The organism is Gordonia sp. J1A (assembly GCF_055393515.1).
The window spans coordinates 2,199,267-2,212,767 of the sequence record NZ_AP041607.1 but is presented as its reverse complement, the minus strand read 5'-3'; the positions used below and the strand labels follow the sequence as shown (position 1 = coordinate 2,212,767).

The 13,501-nt window shown below is 69.0% G+C and carries 17 protein-coding genes; 13 read left to right on the top strand and 4 right to left on the bottom strand.

Going from position 1 to position 13,501, the window contains the following annotated elements:
* Window positions 1–50: 50 nt before the first annotated feature.
* Together ACZ5QD_RS10495 and ACZ5QD_RS10490 are read right to left on the bottom strand one after the other, a co-directional pair.
* The gene (locus ACZ5QD_RS10495) at window positions 51–929 is read right to left on the bottom strand and encodes a glycosyltransferase family 2 protein (protein ID WP_464366722.1); all 879 of its coding nucleotides are present in this window, start codon (window positions 927–929) and stop codon (window positions 51–53) included.
* A 211-nt stretch (window positions 930–1,140) separates the two neighbouring features.
* Window positions 1,141–1,464: a hypothetical protein gene (locus tag ACZ5QD_RS10490; RefSeq protein ID WP_006895632.1), complete on the bottom strand. Its 324-nt coding sequence runs from the start codon at window positions 1,462–1,464 to the stop codon at window positions 1,141–1,143.
* Between the two features lie 357 nt (window positions 1,465–1,821).
* Between ACZ5QD_RS10490 and ACZ5QD_RS10485 the strand changes: the two genes are divergently transcribed.
* The 5 genes from ACZ5QD_RS10485 (at window position 1,822) to ACZ5QD_RS10465 (ending at window position 6,637) form a co-directional block, all read left to right on the top strand.
* Entirely contained in the window at window positions 1,822–2,046 is a 225-nt protein-coding gene (locus ACZ5QD_RS10485; RefSeq protein ID WP_006895631.1) for an MbtH family protein, read from the top strand.
* A gap of 67 nt (window positions 2,047–2,113) precedes the next feature.
* On the top strand, window positions 2,114–3,313 hold the full coding sequence (locus tag ACZ5QD_RS10480) for a sensor histidine kinase (protein WP_045540000.1): 1,200 nt from the start codon (window positions 2,114–2,116) through the stop codon (window positions 3,311–3,313).
* Window positions 3,314–3,354: 41 nt separating this feature from the next.
* Window positions 3,355–4,368: a hypothetical protein gene (locus ACZ5QD_RS10475; RefSeq protein WP_308128707.1), complete on the top strand. Its 1,014-nt coding sequence runs from the start codon at window positions 3,355–3,357 to the stop codon at window positions 4,366–4,368.
* Window positions 4,365–5,525, top strand: coding sequence for an ATP-binding protein (locus ACZ5QD_RS10470; protein ID WP_433821623.1), 1,161 nt, complete (start codon window positions 4,365–4,367; stop codon window positions 5,523–5,525). The genes ACZ5QD_RS10475 and ACZ5QD_RS10470 overlap by 4 nt, the downstream gene beginning before the upstream one ends.
* Window positions 5,510–6,637 carry a hypothetical protein gene (locus ACZ5QD_RS10465; protein ID WP_006895627.1) on the top strand — a complete coding sequence of 376 codons (1,128 nt, stop codon included), beginning with the start codon at window positions 5,510–5,512 and terminating at the stop codon, window positions 6,635–6,637. Before ACZ5QD_RS10470 ends, ACZ5QD_RS10465 begins: the two co-directional genes overlap by 16 nt.
* A 39-nt stretch (window positions 6,638–6,676) precedes the next feature.
* On the opposite strand, the gene ACZ5QD_RS10460 is transcribed toward ACZ5QD_RS10465, so the two are convergent.
* Window positions 6,677–7,186 (bottom strand): hypothetical protein, encoded by a 510-nt coding sequence (locus ACZ5QD_RS10460; RefSeq protein WP_082084086.1) that lies wholly within the window; start codon window positions 7,184–7,186, stop codon window positions 6,677–6,679.
* Between the two features lie 57 nt (window positions 7,187–7,243).
* Window positions 7,244–8,002, bottom strand: a complete 759-nt coding sequence (locus ACZ5QD_RS10455) for an acetoacetate decarboxylase family protein (protein WP_464366721.1) — start codon at window positions 8,000–8,002, stop codon at window positions 7,244–7,246.
* A gap of 170 nt (window positions 8,003–8,172) precedes the next feature.
* On the opposite strand from ACZ5QD_RS10455, the gene ACZ5QD_RS10450 reads away from it, so the two are divergent.
* From ACZ5QD_RS10450 to ACZ5QD_RS10415, 8 genes are all read left to right on the top strand, one after another.
* Window positions 8,173–8,865, top strand: coding sequence for a response regulator (locus ACZ5QD_RS10450; protein ID WP_372452498.1), 693 nt, complete (start codon window positions 8,173–8,175; stop codon window positions 8,863–8,865).
* 227 nt (window positions 8,866–9,092) lie between these two features.
* A complete protein-coding gene (locus tag ACZ5QD_RS10445; protein ID WP_085950743.1) occupies window positions 9,093–9,377 on the top strand; it encodes a LuxR C-terminal-related transcriptional regulator in 285 nt (94 codons plus the stop codon).
* Window positions 9,378–9,442: 65 nt separating this feature from the next.
* Window positions 9,443–10,621, top strand: coding sequence for a sensor histidine kinase (locus tag ACZ5QD_RS10440; protein ID WP_006895622.1), 1,179 nt, complete (start codon window positions 9,443–9,445; stop codon window positions 10,619–10,621).
* Complete coding sequence (locus tag ACZ5QD_RS10435; protein WP_006895621.1) at window positions 10,618–11,706, top strand: hypothetical protein; 1,089 nt, start codon at window positions 10,618–10,620, stop codon at window positions 11,704–11,706. Before ACZ5QD_RS10440 ends, ACZ5QD_RS10435 begins: the two co-directional genes overlap by 4 nt.
* A gap of 243 nt (window positions 11,707–11,949) precedes the next feature.
* Window positions 11,950–12,318, top strand: coding sequence for a 50S ribosomal protein L14 (gene rplN / locus ACZ5QD_RS10430; protein ID WP_006895620.1), 369 nt, complete (start codon window positions 11,950–11,952; stop codon window positions 12,316–12,318).
* Between the two features lie 3 nt (window positions 12,319–12,321).
* Complete coding sequence (rplX, locus tag ACZ5QD_RS10425) at window positions 12,322–12,639, top strand: 50S ribosomal protein L24 (RefSeq protein ID WP_006895619.1); 318 nt, start codon at window positions 12,322–12,324, stop codon at window positions 12,637–12,639.
* A gap of 1 nt (window position 12,640) precedes the next feature.
* Window positions 12,641–13,219 (top strand): 50S ribosomal protein L5, encoded by a 579-nt coding sequence (gene rplE / locus ACZ5QD_RS10420; protein WP_006895618.1) that lies wholly within the window; start codon window positions 12,641–12,643, stop codon window positions 13,217–13,219.
* Between the two features lie 16 nt (window positions 13,220–13,235).
* Window positions 13,236–13,421 carry a type Z 30S ribosomal protein S14 gene (locus tag ACZ5QD_RS10415; protein WP_006895617.1) on the top strand — a complete coding sequence of 62 codons (186 nt, stop codon included), beginning with the start codon at window positions 13,236–13,238 and terminating at the stop codon, window positions 13,419–13,421.
* The last annotated feature ends 80 nt before the right edge of the window (window positions 13,422–13,501 follow it).

The following is a 13,501-nucleotide window of genomic DNA, read 5'->3' as shown; positions in this document are numbered from 1 at the left end:
GACGAGTCCGCCGGGGATCGTGACCCGATCCCCGGCGGCGCCGCTCGGATTCAGACGCGGGCGGTGTCGCTCGGGTCGTCGCTTCGGAAGATCCGGCGGAACGACATCGTCCCGGTCTTCGCGTCGTACGCGCGGGTCGGCAGCCAGGTGAACAGGTGCAGGACCCGGTTGTTCAGCACCTGCAGGCGGCTCTTGCGGGCTTCGCCGTGCAGCCCGTGGATGCGGTAGGTCTCCGGCAACTGCCGCATGTACCGGCCGTACGAACGCGGGCTGCTGCGGAAACGGCGCGCCGAGCTGTCGGCGGCCATGCCGACGATGAAGGCGATCCGGTAGCCGGCCTCCCGGCAGCACAGCGACAGATCCAAGTCCTCGTACACGTCCGGGCGGTCGGAGACGGCGTCCCGGATCGTGGGCCACACCGCGGTGCGCAGAACGCTGTTGCCGCCGGTGGCCATGTGCAGACCGACGATTCCGCGCGGGTCGTCGGACTTGGCCCGCACCCGCGCGATGAGCCGCTGATTCGACTTCTCGAAGGTCTTCTTGAACGGAGAGTCGAACGGGGTGAGGGGGTCGGTGGCGAGCACCACGTCGTCGGGCATGTCGGCGACGAACTCCCGGATGGAGCGGGCCCAGCCGGGGTGCGGAACCGTGTCGGCGTCCAGGCGCGCCGTCAGTTCACTCGTCGAGGCCTCGAATCCGGCGTTGCGCGCGAATATCAGTCCGGGGCGGGTCTCGCTGACCAGACGGATCCGCGGCTCCCGCGCGCTGCACTCGCTGACGATCTCGGCGGTGCGGTCGGTCGAACCGTTGTCGACCACGATGATCTCGTTGAGGTCCTCGATCTGTTCGCAGAGACGGGTCAGCGTCTGCGCGATCGAATCCTCCTCGTTGAGCGCCGGAACCATGACGGAGAGAGTTGGGTGAGTCACAAAGCCGAACCCTACCGCCCAATGCGGACAGTTCGGAGTTTGTCGGCGGACACATCTGGGTGTGTCGGCGTTTCAGATGAATCTGCGATCAGATCCGTCGAATCGGACACGCTACCCGCCCCAAGTCGTGTGTGATCTATATCGCAGACTCAACACTCGCGATGTGGATCGGAAGCTGTAACAGAATGATCGGGGTCGGCCGATAGTCCGTTCAGCTGACAGATTGAAGGCGCCGCTCTTCAACGCCCGTGCCGTGGTACGCGTTGAGCCAGCGGATGGCCGAAGAGACGATGCGAAGGTCCTCATGGGGCCCGACGGTGCGGAGGCGATAGGGGAGAAGGTTCATGAGCGCGGCGAACAGCGCGGCGTTCGCCGAGTGGTCGGAGTAACCGCCGGCCTCGAGGCGGCAAGCGATCTCGTCCGCGAGTTCGGCATAGGTGACCGGCTTGCCCGCGAGGCGGACGGCGACGAGCCGCGGCATCGTGATGCTGCGGTCTTCGATGCGTTCGAGCAGATCGCTACTCATGGTGATCACCTGTACTTCTCTAGCTGCCGCTGTGGTCGTGCGTTTGAATGAGTATGTCCTGCTGACAACGGTCCGCGATAGGGGTTAGTTCCCAGAACTGCTCGCGATCGGTCCGAACGTATGTGCAGGCGGTCCGGTTTGCCGCTGTTTTTGCAGGTGAGCGCGGTGCTGCGGGGCCTCTGTGGCCAAAGTTGCAATTGTTTAACAAAGCACATCGCAGCGCGCGCCCGGCATGTTTTTGCGGAATCGGCCGCCGGGCTGCGATTATCGTCAGGTGTGACCGGTTGACTGGCCGGAGGATGAGGCCCGCCGGGCTCTGCTGTGTGGGCCGCCGCACCGGACTGCGGCGGCCGGAAGGAATGAGTGATGACCAACCCGTTCGACGATGAAGACGGCCGGTTCTACGTTCTGGTGAACGCGGAGAACCAGCATTCGCTGTGGCCGACGTTCGCGGACATCCCGGCCGGCTGGACCAAGGTGTTCGGCGAGGACAGTCGAGAAGCGTGCCTGGAGTACGTGGAGAAGAACTGGACCGACTTGCGCCCGCAGAGTCTGATCGACGCGATGGAAGCAGACCAGAAGAACGCCTGACCGGCCCGTTCGGGCGACGTTTCACGCTTGGGGAAACCGCGGTCTCGCCGGGTCGGGAGAGGGAGCGATGCCGGCTAGTCGATCGGTGCCGTCGGTGTCGGCGCGGATGCAGGCGACCGGCACCACCGTATTCGGCTTCACCTATCTCGGTATCTTCTTCCTCGCGCCCGGCGATCTCGACCGCTACTTCGCGCTCACCGGCCACTGGTGGCGGTGGCTGGGCATCGCCGTCGTCCTGGCTTCCGCGCTCGCCGTCGTCGCCGTCGGGGTCACCCGCCGGATCGATCGGCTCGAACCGGTGGCCGTCGGCTGTGCCCTCGCCTTCCTCGCGCTGATCGCCGCCTGGTTCGCCGGGTGGGACGGGCACGTGGGCCAGGTTCCGGCGAACGGGTTCGATCACGGCATCGTCTTCATCCCCCAGATCGCGAGCTGCCTGCTGGTGTTGTGCGGCAGGCTCGGCTTCGCGGTCGCGAACCTCGTGGTCGCCGGCGGGCTCAGCCTTCTCGTCGCCTCGATCGCCTCGGGAGGCGTGGCCTGGGTGGACCTCGCCGCGGGACTGTGGGTTCTGGCCCTCGCCGGAATCTATCTGGGCATCTGCTGGGCGGTGATGAGCGCAGCGCACCGGTTCGACGAACAGCGGCAGGAGGCGGCCGCGCGAGCCGTGGCACTGCTGCGGAGCAACGTCCGCGACGCCGAACGGCGCCGGATCGACGCGATGGTGCACGACCGCCTCATCGCGCTCCTGACGGCTCTGCGACCCGGGCCGCTGTCCGTGGGCTTTCGGCAGAACATCTCGGGTGTGCTCGACGAACTCGCGAACTGGTCGACCGAGGTGGAGCCGGGCGCGGAGCGGATCCGGGCGACCGAGTTCCTGCAGCGACTGCGTCTGTCCGTCGACGATCTCGGTTCCGGGGTCGAGGTGGAAGCCGTGGTCTCCGCTCCGCCGGGCACCGAGTTCCCGGCCGCGGCGGCCGACACCGTGATCGAAGCGGTCGGGGAAGCGGTACGCAACTTCCATCGGCACGCCGGCCCCGAGGCGTCCGGCGCCGTGCTCTGCGGCGTGGGGCCCGACCGGATCAGCGCGGTGGTCGTGGACGACGGAGTCGGATTCGACCCGGAGGCGATTCCTGCGCACCGCATCGGGGTGGCCCTCGGGATTCTGGAACGGATGCGCCAGCTCGACGGCGGCACCAGCCGGGTGGTCAGTGCTCCGGGCGCCGGAACCCGAGTGGAACTCGGCTGGGCCGATCCGGGCGCTGACCGGTGAGCGCCGCTGTGGAGCCCAGAAGAACGATCACCGAACCTGCGGTGCGTCGTGCACCGATGGTGGTGGTGTTGGCCGGATACCTCGTTGCGCTGGGCATTCTGATGGCGGTCCGCGGTGCGGTGGAACCGCGGGGCTTTGCGTACTGGGTCGGCGCCGGCTGCGGGCTGGCGCTCTACACCGCGGCTTTCGCGGTGACGCTCTCTCCGCCCCCGGGGCGATTCGGCCGTAGCCCGGCACTGGTGGCCATCGGTCTGACGCTGGTGGCGCAGGCGGTGGTGTGGGTGGCCGTCGCGGCCGACGGTGTCACCGACGCCCACGCATACCTGCCGATGTTCGTCACGGCCTTCGTGCTGGAGACACTGCTGGTGTTCCGCAGCCGGGCCGTGATCGCCTGGGTGGGTGCACTGAGCGGCATCGCCCTCGGTCTGGTGCTCGGCGCGGTCACCGGCGCGACCCACTGGTGGAGCACCGTCCAGACCACGACGGCGGTGCTCCTCGCCGCAGCCACGGCGGCCACGGCGATGCTGTCGCCGCTGTTCCGGGAACTCGACGCGCTGGCCGCCAGACACGAGCGCGCCTCCGACGAGGAGGGCGCGGGGAAGGCTGCGCTGCTGGCACGTGAGGAGCGGATCGCGCGGATCGACGGGAGGGTGCGTCCGCTGCTGGAGAACGTGCTCGACGCCGATCAGGTCACCGGAGCCGACGTCCGGACCGCACGGCTGATCGAGGCCCTCCTGCGCGATGGCATCCGAGCGCCGTCATTCGACACCTCCGAGGTCCGCAGGGCGGTGTGGCGCGCGAGAGACCGCGGCGTGTCGGTGACCCTGCTCGACGACGGCGGCCTGAGCGAGGTGACCGTCGACGAAGCCGCAGTGATCCTGGCGCAGGTCTCGACGGTCCTGTGCGCCGAACTCGACGCATTATCCGAAGGCGAGGTGGTGGCCCGCGTGGCGCCGCCCGGCCGCTGCCCGGTGGCATCGGTGACGGTGGCGCACGGCGGCACTCGGCGGCGGGTCGAGTTCAGCGGCGGACGCACCCGGGTGGTGGAGTCGTGAACGAACTCCGGATGCGGCGCGGCGCCGCGGTCTGCATGGCGATCACATCGCTGCTCGTGCCGACCCTGATGCTCGCGTACTACGACCAGGTGGTGGTCCTGGTGGAGGTGTGGTGGCTCCCGGTCAGCATCTCGCTCGTCGGCGGATCGGCGACGGCCCTGCTCCTGGACGCGTCGTTCGGGAACGGGCGCCGCGTAGGTCCGCTCTCCCTGCTCCTCGGCGTCGCCAATGCGGCCGCCGTGGTGCTGTGGCTCGTCGCGTGGAAAGGCGGTGCGGCGCCGTCGACGTACGGGTCGCCGCCGATCTGGCCCGCCAACACCGTGGTCCTGCCCGCCGTGGTGATGGCGACGGTGTACCGGCCCCGGGTGACGGTGACGTACACGGCATTCGTGCTGATCCTGCTCGCGACCGCGCAGCAGTACGTGAAGCAGGGGCAACTCGGCACCATCGGCTATGCGAACTCGTTGCTGACCGCCACACTGGTCGGTGTGTTCCTCACGGTGGAGTACTCGATGATGCGTGCGCTGCGCGAGACCGATGCGCGCCGGGACCGAATCCTGGCGGCGAGTGCGAATGCCGCGAGTCGAGCCGCCCGGACGGCTGAGCGAGAGCGGCTCGACGCGGTGGTGCGCGACGGAGTGGTCGCGATGCTCAGACTGGTGTCGGAGAACCCGGCCGACGCCGAGACGAGGAGGGAGGCGGCCACGGCGCTCGCCGACCTCGACGGCCGTTCGGCCCTCTACCGGCCGCCCCTGCACGTCTCGGCTCGCGAGTCGGTCCTCCGGCTGCGAGAGGCGGTGAACGCGATCGGCGACGACACGATGATCGACCTCCGGGTCGACGATCCGGAGATCGAGTACCCGCACGTGCTCGTCGAGTCACTCGTCGACGCGGCCGCCGAAGCGGTCGCCAACGCGGTCACCCATGCCGGGCCGGGATCCTCGCGCGCACTCGTCGGTGTCTTCGACGCACACCTCATCCGTCTCCGGATCGTCGACGACGGCGTCGGCTTCGATCCGGACCGCGTGCCGCCCGACCGTGCGGGCATCGAACTCGGAATCCTCCGCCGCATGCGCGAACAGCCCGGCGGCGGCGCCTGGATCGATTCCTCGGCGTCCGACGGAACGATGGTGTCGCTGGAATGGCGCAGGCCGTGACCGCGACGGTCCGCCGCGCCCCGCACCCGTCCGGCGACGCGCGGCCCGGCCGGGGACCGGAGACCATGGCGGAGATGCTCGGTCTCGGCCGCCCCGGACTGCGGGTGGCCGTGGGAGCGGTGATGGTCGCGTACGTGGTGGTGGAACTGTTCCTGCCACGGCTCGACCTCAGCTTCGCACAGCTCACTGCGATGGTCGTCGGATCGATCGGTCTGGCCGCATCGTTGTGTCTGGCGACCTGCGGTGTGGACGACCCGCTGTCGCGGCCGGCGGCGATCGTCGTGGTCTGTCTCGGCGCGGCCTCGGGCGCGGTGGTGTGGTGGTCGATTCCGGTGGGACCGGCCAACTGGGTGCGCCCCAGCGCGCCGATGATCGCGTACGCGGTCGCGATGTGTCTGCTGATCGTGCGCGGCCGGGCGAGGTGGGCGTGGTTGGGGTTCGTGCTGGTGATCGGACTGTCGTGCGTGGCGGTGGCGGCGTGGGGCTGGCGTCCGGGCACGGCGGTCCCGGTGGCGCTGCGCATGCTCGCGGCGATGGTGCCGGCCTCGCTGATGATGCTCTACGTCCGGCCGCTGCTGGCGTTCGCCCGCGTGCTCGACCGCCGCGAGGTCGCGGCCGTCCAAGCGAGCGCTGCGCACGAGGCGACGCTGATTCAGCGGCGCGCGCAGCTCGACGCCCTCAACGAGGAGGTCCGGCCCTTTCTGGAACGACTCTCCGTCGGTGACGGGTTCTCGCCCGGCGAGGTGATGCGGGCGCGACTGGTGGAGGCCGAGCTGAGGGATGAGGTCCGCGGCCGCGGCTGGATGTCGCAGCCCGTGCGGGACGCCGCGGCGGCGGCGCGGGAGCGCGGTGTCGATGTCAGGCTGTTCGACGACCGGCGGGTCGACGCGCGGGGCGGGGTCGCCGACGGCCCCCTCCACGCCGAACTCGTCGCGGTGCTCACCCGGGCGCGGCGGGGCGGGGTGACCGCCCGTCTGCTTCCTGCCGGCCGGGACGTGGTGGCGTCCATCGGCGAATCCGACGGCACCCGCACGCGGCGGCGCGTGTGCGCGGTCTCGACCGCCGGTGAACTGGCCTGGAGAGACGACACCGGCGGCGCATCCTCGGACTGAGGAGCGCCGCCGGTGCGGAGACTGAGTCGAGATCCCCGGTCAGTGCTTGGGCATCATCGAGGTCAGCGTGGTGACCGAGGCGCCGGCCAGCTTCCACTGTCCGTCCTGCTTCACCATCGCGAGCTGGATGTCGACCGGTTCCGGAGCGTGCGGCGACTTGACGGCGGTCACGGCCACCGCCTTGTTCTCACCGTCGGCCTTGACCGACTTCACGGTGTAGGCGTCGGGGGTGTAGCCGGCCGGACCGGAGGCCTTGGCGAAGGCGTTGAGCGCCTCGGCCGACCCGGGAGTCGAGGTGTCGACGACCTTGGAGAGGTCGTCGATCGAGGTGTTGCCGTCGACCGCGGTCCGGATGATCTCCTGTGCCTTGGCGTTGTCGAGGCCTTCGACACCGGCCATGGCGCTCGATTCGACGCTCGCCGACTGCGAAGCGGAGGCGGTGCTCGCGGTGTCGTCGTCGGAGTTCGAGCATGCCGCCAGCAGTGCGGTGGTGGCGGCGACGGCCGCGAGCGCGGCGGCGGGGCGACGGAGGTTTCGGATGGCGGTCATGGCTCTCCTAGTGGTCAGACGGGATTATTTAGGCAAGCCTAACAGCAGATGTCGCCGTCAGGGTGCCGGGGTGAGCACGGTCGCATCGTCGAAGGTCATCGACAGGTCGGCCACCGACGACGCCATCAGCGCGCGCCGGGACAGATCCAGGCGCCGCAGTTCGTCCGCGATCGGGTGGTCGCCCAGCGTCAGGCGCGCGCCACCCAGTCGGGTCCTGGTTCCCGAGGTGGAGGTCAGACGCCACGGGGTCCGGCGCGCGACGCCGTCGAGTTGCGAATACGCCTGCAGAACGGTGTCGCGCGCGCTGTCGGGAACCGGGACGCAACGGCTCACGGTGAGGTCGGCGATGAGCCTGCCGTCCTGGCTGACGCGTCCGTGCTTCACCGCCGAGTCGTGGTCGACCTCGAAATCGGCGAGGATCTTCGGGAAGCCCCAGATCCCGCGGCCGGCCGCCAGAGTGAACTCGCCGTCCACCGGCAGATCGTGGATCAACGCATGGGCGTCGGCCGACGCCAGGGATCGCATCGCGGACAGCGCCGAGGCCTGCCGCCCGGGCGGCTGCATGAGGAAGCAGACGCCGAACTCGTTGTACGGCCCGAGGTCGCCGTCCCGGTAGTCGACGAAGACGAGCATGCACAGTGCTCGTCCGCGGCGCACCTGCAACGGTGCCAGGTCCAGGTCGCCGCGGCGGCGGACGGCGGCGCGCACGGCTTCGGTGTCGGCGGTGAACCCGGCGACGAAGCAGCGTGCCGACCGGATCCGTACGGGCATCTCGACGTCGACGCCCAGAACGTCGTGAACTCGCATGTCAGTCATCTGTCTCACGCTACGTCGTGAGTCTGGCGTTGCGGGTGAGTTCCCTGGTGAAGGAGATGGCGCATGTCACGGACTTTGGTCCCCCGAACGAAGGAACACCGAGATCTTGTCGGAGGCGTTCGATACTTTGAAGACGTCCGAGATGTTCGTATCGGACAGGGGATGGGGAGATGACGAAGCACATGGACGACGACGGCGGTCCGCGGACGCCCGAGTCCGGGATCGTTCGCGTCGGGATGGTCGACGACCACCAGTCGCCGGTATGGGGGATCGAAAGGATTCTGGAGCGTCAGGACGACCTCGAACTCGTCGGCTCCGCACCCACCGTGGCCGAGCTCCTGGACAAGGCGACGGATCTCGACGTCGTGATCCTCGACCTGCGTCTCAATGACGGAACCACCCCGCGGGAGAACGTCAGCACGCTCGCCGATCACGGCATCGTGACGGTCGTCTACACCTCCGGTGAGCATCCGGACCTGCTGCGCTCGGCTGCCCGCGCGGGGACGCTCGCGGTGGTTCTCAAGTCCGCCTCCGAGGAGGAGATCCTCGCCGCGATCCGCGCCGCGGCCGGCGGCGAGGAAGTGCTGACCACCGAGTGGGCGGCCGCCATCGACGGTGACCCGAACCTCGATGCCGTCGACCTGAGTCCGCAGCTGCAACGAGTGCTGACGCTGTATGCGTCCGGCGGGACGTCGGTCAGCGTCGGACAGGAGTTGGGTGTCACCCCGGACACGGTCAACGAGTACCTGAAGCGGATCCGGCAGAAGTACGCCGATGCGGGCCGTCCCACGCGCACCAAACTCGACCTGTTCAAACGTGCGGTCGAAGACGGCTGGCTCCCGATGCCGCTCCGGGACTCCTGAGGGGCCTTCTCCGCTGCTCACATGCCGTGCGTCACAGCGCGCGGAACGCCCGAAGATGTCCCTATTTCTGGGTCTACCGGGGCGGCGACGCCGTTCGTAACGTTGATTGTGAGCCTGGGCGATTCCTGTTCAGGTGCCAACCACAGCCGGTCGGGGATTTGACAGGAGGATCGCCTGTGAGCGTTGCCGAACTCGAGGTCGGAATCAACGATGGGCGGGTGCCCCGCATGACGGCGCCGGTGGTCGATGCAGCAGTACTGCCGCATCTGGTCGTCGCACCTCCGTCGCGACCCGCACTGTCGACACGTGAGGTCGAAGTGCTCCTCGCGTGGATGGCGGCGGAGTCGAAAGAGGACGCCGCGAACAAACTCTTCATCTCTCAGTCGACCGTGAGCACGCATATTTCGCGGATTCGTGCCAAGTACGCGGCCGTCGGCCGCCCGGCACCGACGAAAGCGCACCTTCTCGCTCGCGCATTGCAGGACGGGTATACGACACTAGAGGAGTGGTGACCCGGACTTTCATCAGAAGTCGCCGCCCGCTGTCCGGATCTCCGGACGGCGGGCGGCGACATTCGATGGGAACGGTTCTCGGCGGCGACCCTCAGCGTGACCGCGTCCGAACCTCCCTGGCCAGGTTCGTCGGAATCGGCTATCTCATCTACGCGGTGATCGCGCTGCCGCAGATGGCGTCTGAAGCCGATGGACGGCTGCCGCAGTGGTACCCGGTGGCCGCCGCCCTGCTCGCCTTCGGCCCGGGCTTCGCACTGTTGGCGGCCTCGCTGGTGAGAGCCTGGCATCGCGGCATCGCGGCCCTTGCACTCTCGTGCGCGATCGGCCTGTTCGCCGCGGCGGTGCTGTGGCTGGCGCTGTGCCGCGCCGAGACACAGAGCCCGGCGTTCTGGATCCTCGACTTCGCCGGCCTGGTGGGCATGGCAGCGGTCCTGGTGCGGCCGGTCCGCGAGGCGATCGCACTGCTGGCCGTCGCCAAGCTTCTGGGTGCGATGGTCGCGGTCTGGTACGTCACCGGCGCCGATGTGTGGTCGGCGGTGGAGGAGGCGCTCTTCGGGATCGTGTTCACGTCGGTGTGTGTTCTGTTGGCCCATCGGGTGCTGCGGCTCGGCGCGGAACTCGACGAGTCCCGATCGAAAGCCGAATCGGCAGTCGCTCAGGGAGTGGCAGAGGTGGAGGCGGCGCGGGTCGACGCCCTCATTCACGACTATGTGCTCTCGACCTTCGTGGCGGTGGCGGCCGACCGGGACGACCCACGAGTGGCCGACCAGGCCGCCGGTGCACTCGAGGCGCTGGACCGGCTGGCCGATGAAGCGGGAACGCCCGACGACGTGGGCGCCAGGGAGGCGGTGGCCCGGCTGCGGGCGGTGATCGCGCGGATCGACGGCGATCTGCCGGTGACGGTCGAGATCGACGACCACGCGATCGCCTGTCCCGACACGGTGATCTCGGCGTTGGCCGAGGCAGCCGCCGAGGCCGTGCGTAACAGCGTCGTCCACGCCGGCGCCGCGGCTGCGACGGCGGTGTTCATCGGAATCGGGCCCGACCTGATCCAGATCGTGGTGACCGACGACGGGGTGGGCTTCGATCCCGAATCGGTGTCGGCGGACCGCCTCGGGCTGGCGCTGAGCATCCGCCATCGCGTCGGCGCGCTCCGCGGTGGAGAGGCCGTCGTCGTCAGCAGGCCGGGACAGGGCTGCACTGTCCGTCTGCGCTGGTCACCGGCGGCGGTGAGCGTCGGATGACCGCGCCGGATCGGGTTGCGGCAGACCGCGCCGCCCAGCAGGGGAGTGCCGACGTCGCGACCGTGCTCGGTCTGCGGAGCCGGGGCGCGGCGCTGGTGGTGGCCTGTGCTTGGACGGCGTTCGCCGCACTCGGTCTGGCCAGCGGCGACGTGCGGGCGCCGGCCGCGTATGTCGGCGGGTTCGTGATCCTGGGCGCCGGCTGGGTCGCCGGACTGCGCTCGCCGTCCGACCCGATGCGGCCGTGGCACGCGGTCGCCGTGGCGGCGTCCGGCGTGGCCGCGTCCGGGCTGTCCGTCTGGGCGGCCGAGGTGAGCGACCGTGCGGCAGTCTTGTCACTCGGCGGCGCCGTGGCATTGACGTCGCTGGTCCTCGCGGTGCGCGGGCAGATCGCGATCGCGTGGGCGGGCGGACTCCTGGGCGTGCTCGCCACGGCCGTGGCGGCCCAGGCTCGCGACATCGACTTCGTGACGGCGGCGCAGATCGCGGTGCCCGGGAACATCGGGATACTGGCAGCGGCCACCTTCTTCGCGATGATCATCCGGCCACGCGTCCGGCAGATCAGTGCCATGCGCAGGCTGCGAGAACGGGGCCTGCGAGAACGGGGCCTGGGGGAACGGGGCGGGGCGGACGGGGAGCCCCTGGCGGTCCGCGGCGACCGCATCCGACAGCTGCAGGACGGGGTGCGGCCGCTGCTCGAGCGCATCGCCTCGGGTGAACCGCTGACCGACCGGGAAGTGGCGATGTGTCTGCTCGTGGAGGCCGGCTTGCGCGACCGCATCCGGGCTCCGGGGCTCGATGTCCCCGAACTGGCCGAGGCCGCGTGGCAGGCGCGAGCACGCGGCGTCCGCGTGCTGCTGCTGGACGACCGGAAGGCAGCCCCGGTCCTCGACAGCACCGTGCTGCACGACGTCCGGCAGGCCGCCGTCGGGGTGCTGACGGGGGCGCGCGCCGGCGCGCAGGTCACGGTGCGGCTCCTGCCCGAGCGGCGAGACCGGTACGCCACGATCGCCGTCGCCGAGGACGGTTCCGCCCGCAGGATCGACTTTCCACCGGAGCCCGCCGAAGGCGGACGGCCGGCACGGTGAGCACTCGCAGGCGAGGTTTCCCCAGGTCCCGGCGCTGAACTGATTTGGCTGCAGCAGGGGGATCGGCCTACACTAGAGCGGTTGCCTGCGGCGTGTGCGCCGCGAGTCGAGCCGCGAACCCACTGCGGCGTCCTCCGGAATCCGGGGAACGCCCAGGCAGGCGCGGGTTTCGATGGTGACAGACCGTGTGCGTCGGGTCGGAAATCCGGCGGACATAAGTATCCAGGTCAAGGAGACTACGCAGTGATTCAGCAGGAATCGCGGCTGCGCGTGGCCGACAACACCGGTGCGAAGGAGATCCTCTGCATCCGTGTTCTCGGTGGATCGTCGCGGCGCTACGCCGGCGTGGGTGACGTCATCGTCGCCACCGTCAAGGACGCCATCCCCGGCGGAAACATCAAGAAGGGTGAGGTCGTCAAGGCCGTCATCGTGCGCACCGTCAAGGAGCGCCGTCGCCCGGACGGCTCGTACATCAAGTTCGATGAGAACGCGGCCGTCATCCTCAAGAACGAGAGCGACCCGCGCGGTACCCGCATCTTCGGCCCGGTCGGCCGCGAGCTGCGTGACAAGCGCTTCATGAAGATCGTTTCGCTCGCACCGGAGGTGATCTGACCCATGAAGATCCATAAGGGTGACACCGTCATCGTCATCGCGGGCAAGGACAAGGGCGCCAAGGGCAAGGTCATCGAGGCCTACCCGAAGCGCGAGCGCGTGCTCGTCGAGGGCGTCAACCGCATCAAGAAGCACACCAGCGCCTCGGCGAACGAGCGCGGTGCGGAGTCCGGCGGCATCGTGACGCAGGAGGCTCCGATCCACGTCTCGAACGTGATGATCGTCGACGCCGACGGCAACCCGACCCGCGTCGGTTACCGCCGCGACGAGGAGACCGGCAAGAACGTCCGCATCTCCCGCAAGACCGGGAAGGACATCTGATATGACCACTTCTGAGAAGGTCCAGCCTCGCCTGAAGCTCAAGTACCGCGAGGAGATCAAGGGCAAGCTGAACGAAGAGTTCAACTACGCCAACGTCATGCAGATCCCCGGCGTCGTCAAGGTCGTCGTGAACATGGGTGTCGGCGACGCCGCCCGTGACGCCAAGCTGATCAACGGTGCCGTCGCCGACCTGGCGCTCATCACCGGTCAGGCTCCGGAGATCCGCCGCGCCCGCAAGTCCATCGCGCAGTTCAAGCTGCGTGAGGGCATGCCGATCGGTGCGCGCGTCACCCTCCGCGGCGACCGCATGTGGGAGTTCCTCGATCGCCTCGTGTCGATCGCCCTCCCGCGTATCCGCGACTTCCGCGGTCTGAGCGACCGCCAGTTCGACGGCAACGGCAACTACACCTTCGGCCTCAACGAGCAGTCGATGTTCCACGAGATCAACATCGACTCGATCGACCGGCCGCGTGGCATGGACATCACGGTCGTCACCTCGGCCACCACGGACGACGAAGGCCGTGCGCTGCTTCGCGCTCTGGGCTTCCCGTTCAAGAGCAACGACGCAGCCGCGAACTGAGATAGGGACAACTGAGATGGCAAAGAAGGCTCTGGTCAACAAGGCCAACAAGAAGCCCAAGTTCGCAGTCCGGGGTTACACCCGCTGCAACAAGTGCGGACGCCCGCACTCGGTGTACCGCAAGTTCGGCCTGTGCCGCGTCTGCTTCCGCGACATGGCGCACGCCGGCGAGCTGCCGGGTGTGCAGAAGTCCAGCTGGTGACTTCCCGCCGATAGGCATGTGACGAGGACCCGTCTCCTTCAAGGAGGCGGGTCCTCGTCCGTTCTGCGGCGCGGCCGAGG

Bases quoted from the DNA above. Each gene is read 5' to 3' on its own strand.
- ACZ5QD_RS10485 (WP_006895631.1), top strand. From the start codon at position 1,822: ATGACCAACCCGTTCGACGATGAAGACGGCCGGTTCTACGTTCTGGTG.
- rplE (WP_006895618.1), top strand. From the start codon at position 12,641: ATGACCACTTCTGAGAAGGTCCAGCCTCGCCTGAAGCTCAAGTACCGC.
- ACZ5QD_RS10480 (WP_045540000.1), top strand. From the start codon at position 2,114: ATGCCGGCTAGTCGATCGGTGCCGTCGGTGTCGGCGCGGATGCAGGCG.
- ACZ5QD_RS10440 (WP_006895622.1), top strand. From the start codon at position 9,443: ATGGGAACGGTTCTCGGCGGCGACCCTCAGCGTGACCGCGTCCGAACC.
- rplX (WP_006895619.1), top strand. From the start codon at position 12,322: ATGAAGATCCATAAGGGTGACACCGTCATCGTCATCGCGGGCAAGGAC.
- ACZ5QD_RS10445 (WP_085950743.1), top strand. From the start codon at position 9,093: ATGACGGCGCCGGTGGTCGATGCAGCAGTACTGCCGCATCTGGTCGTC.
- ACZ5QD_RS10455 (WP_464366721.1), bottom strand. From the start codon at position 8,002: ATGACTGACATGCGAGTTCACGACGTTCTGGGCGTCGACGTCGAGATG.
- ACZ5QD_RS10415 (WP_006895617.1), top strand. From the start codon at position 13,236: ATGGCAAAGAAGGCTCTGGTCAACAAGGCCAACAAGAAGCCCAAGTTC.
- ACZ5QD_RS10450 (WP_372452498.1), top strand. From the start codon at position 8,173: ATGACGAAGCACATGGACGACGACGGCGGTCCGCGGACGCCCGAGTCC.
- ACZ5QD_RS10435 (WP_006895621.1), top strand. From the start codon at position 10,618: ATGACCGCGCCGGATCGGGTTGCGGCAGACCGCGCCGCCCAGCAGGGG.
- ACZ5QD_RS10465 (WP_006895627.1), top strand. From the start codon at position 5,510: ATGGCGCAGGCCGTGACCGCGACGGTCCGCCGCGCCCCGCACCCGTCC.
- ACZ5QD_RS10460 (WP_082084086.1), bottom strand. From the start codon at position 7,186: ATGACCGCCATCCGAAACCTCCGTCGCCCCGCCGCCGCGCTCGCGGCC.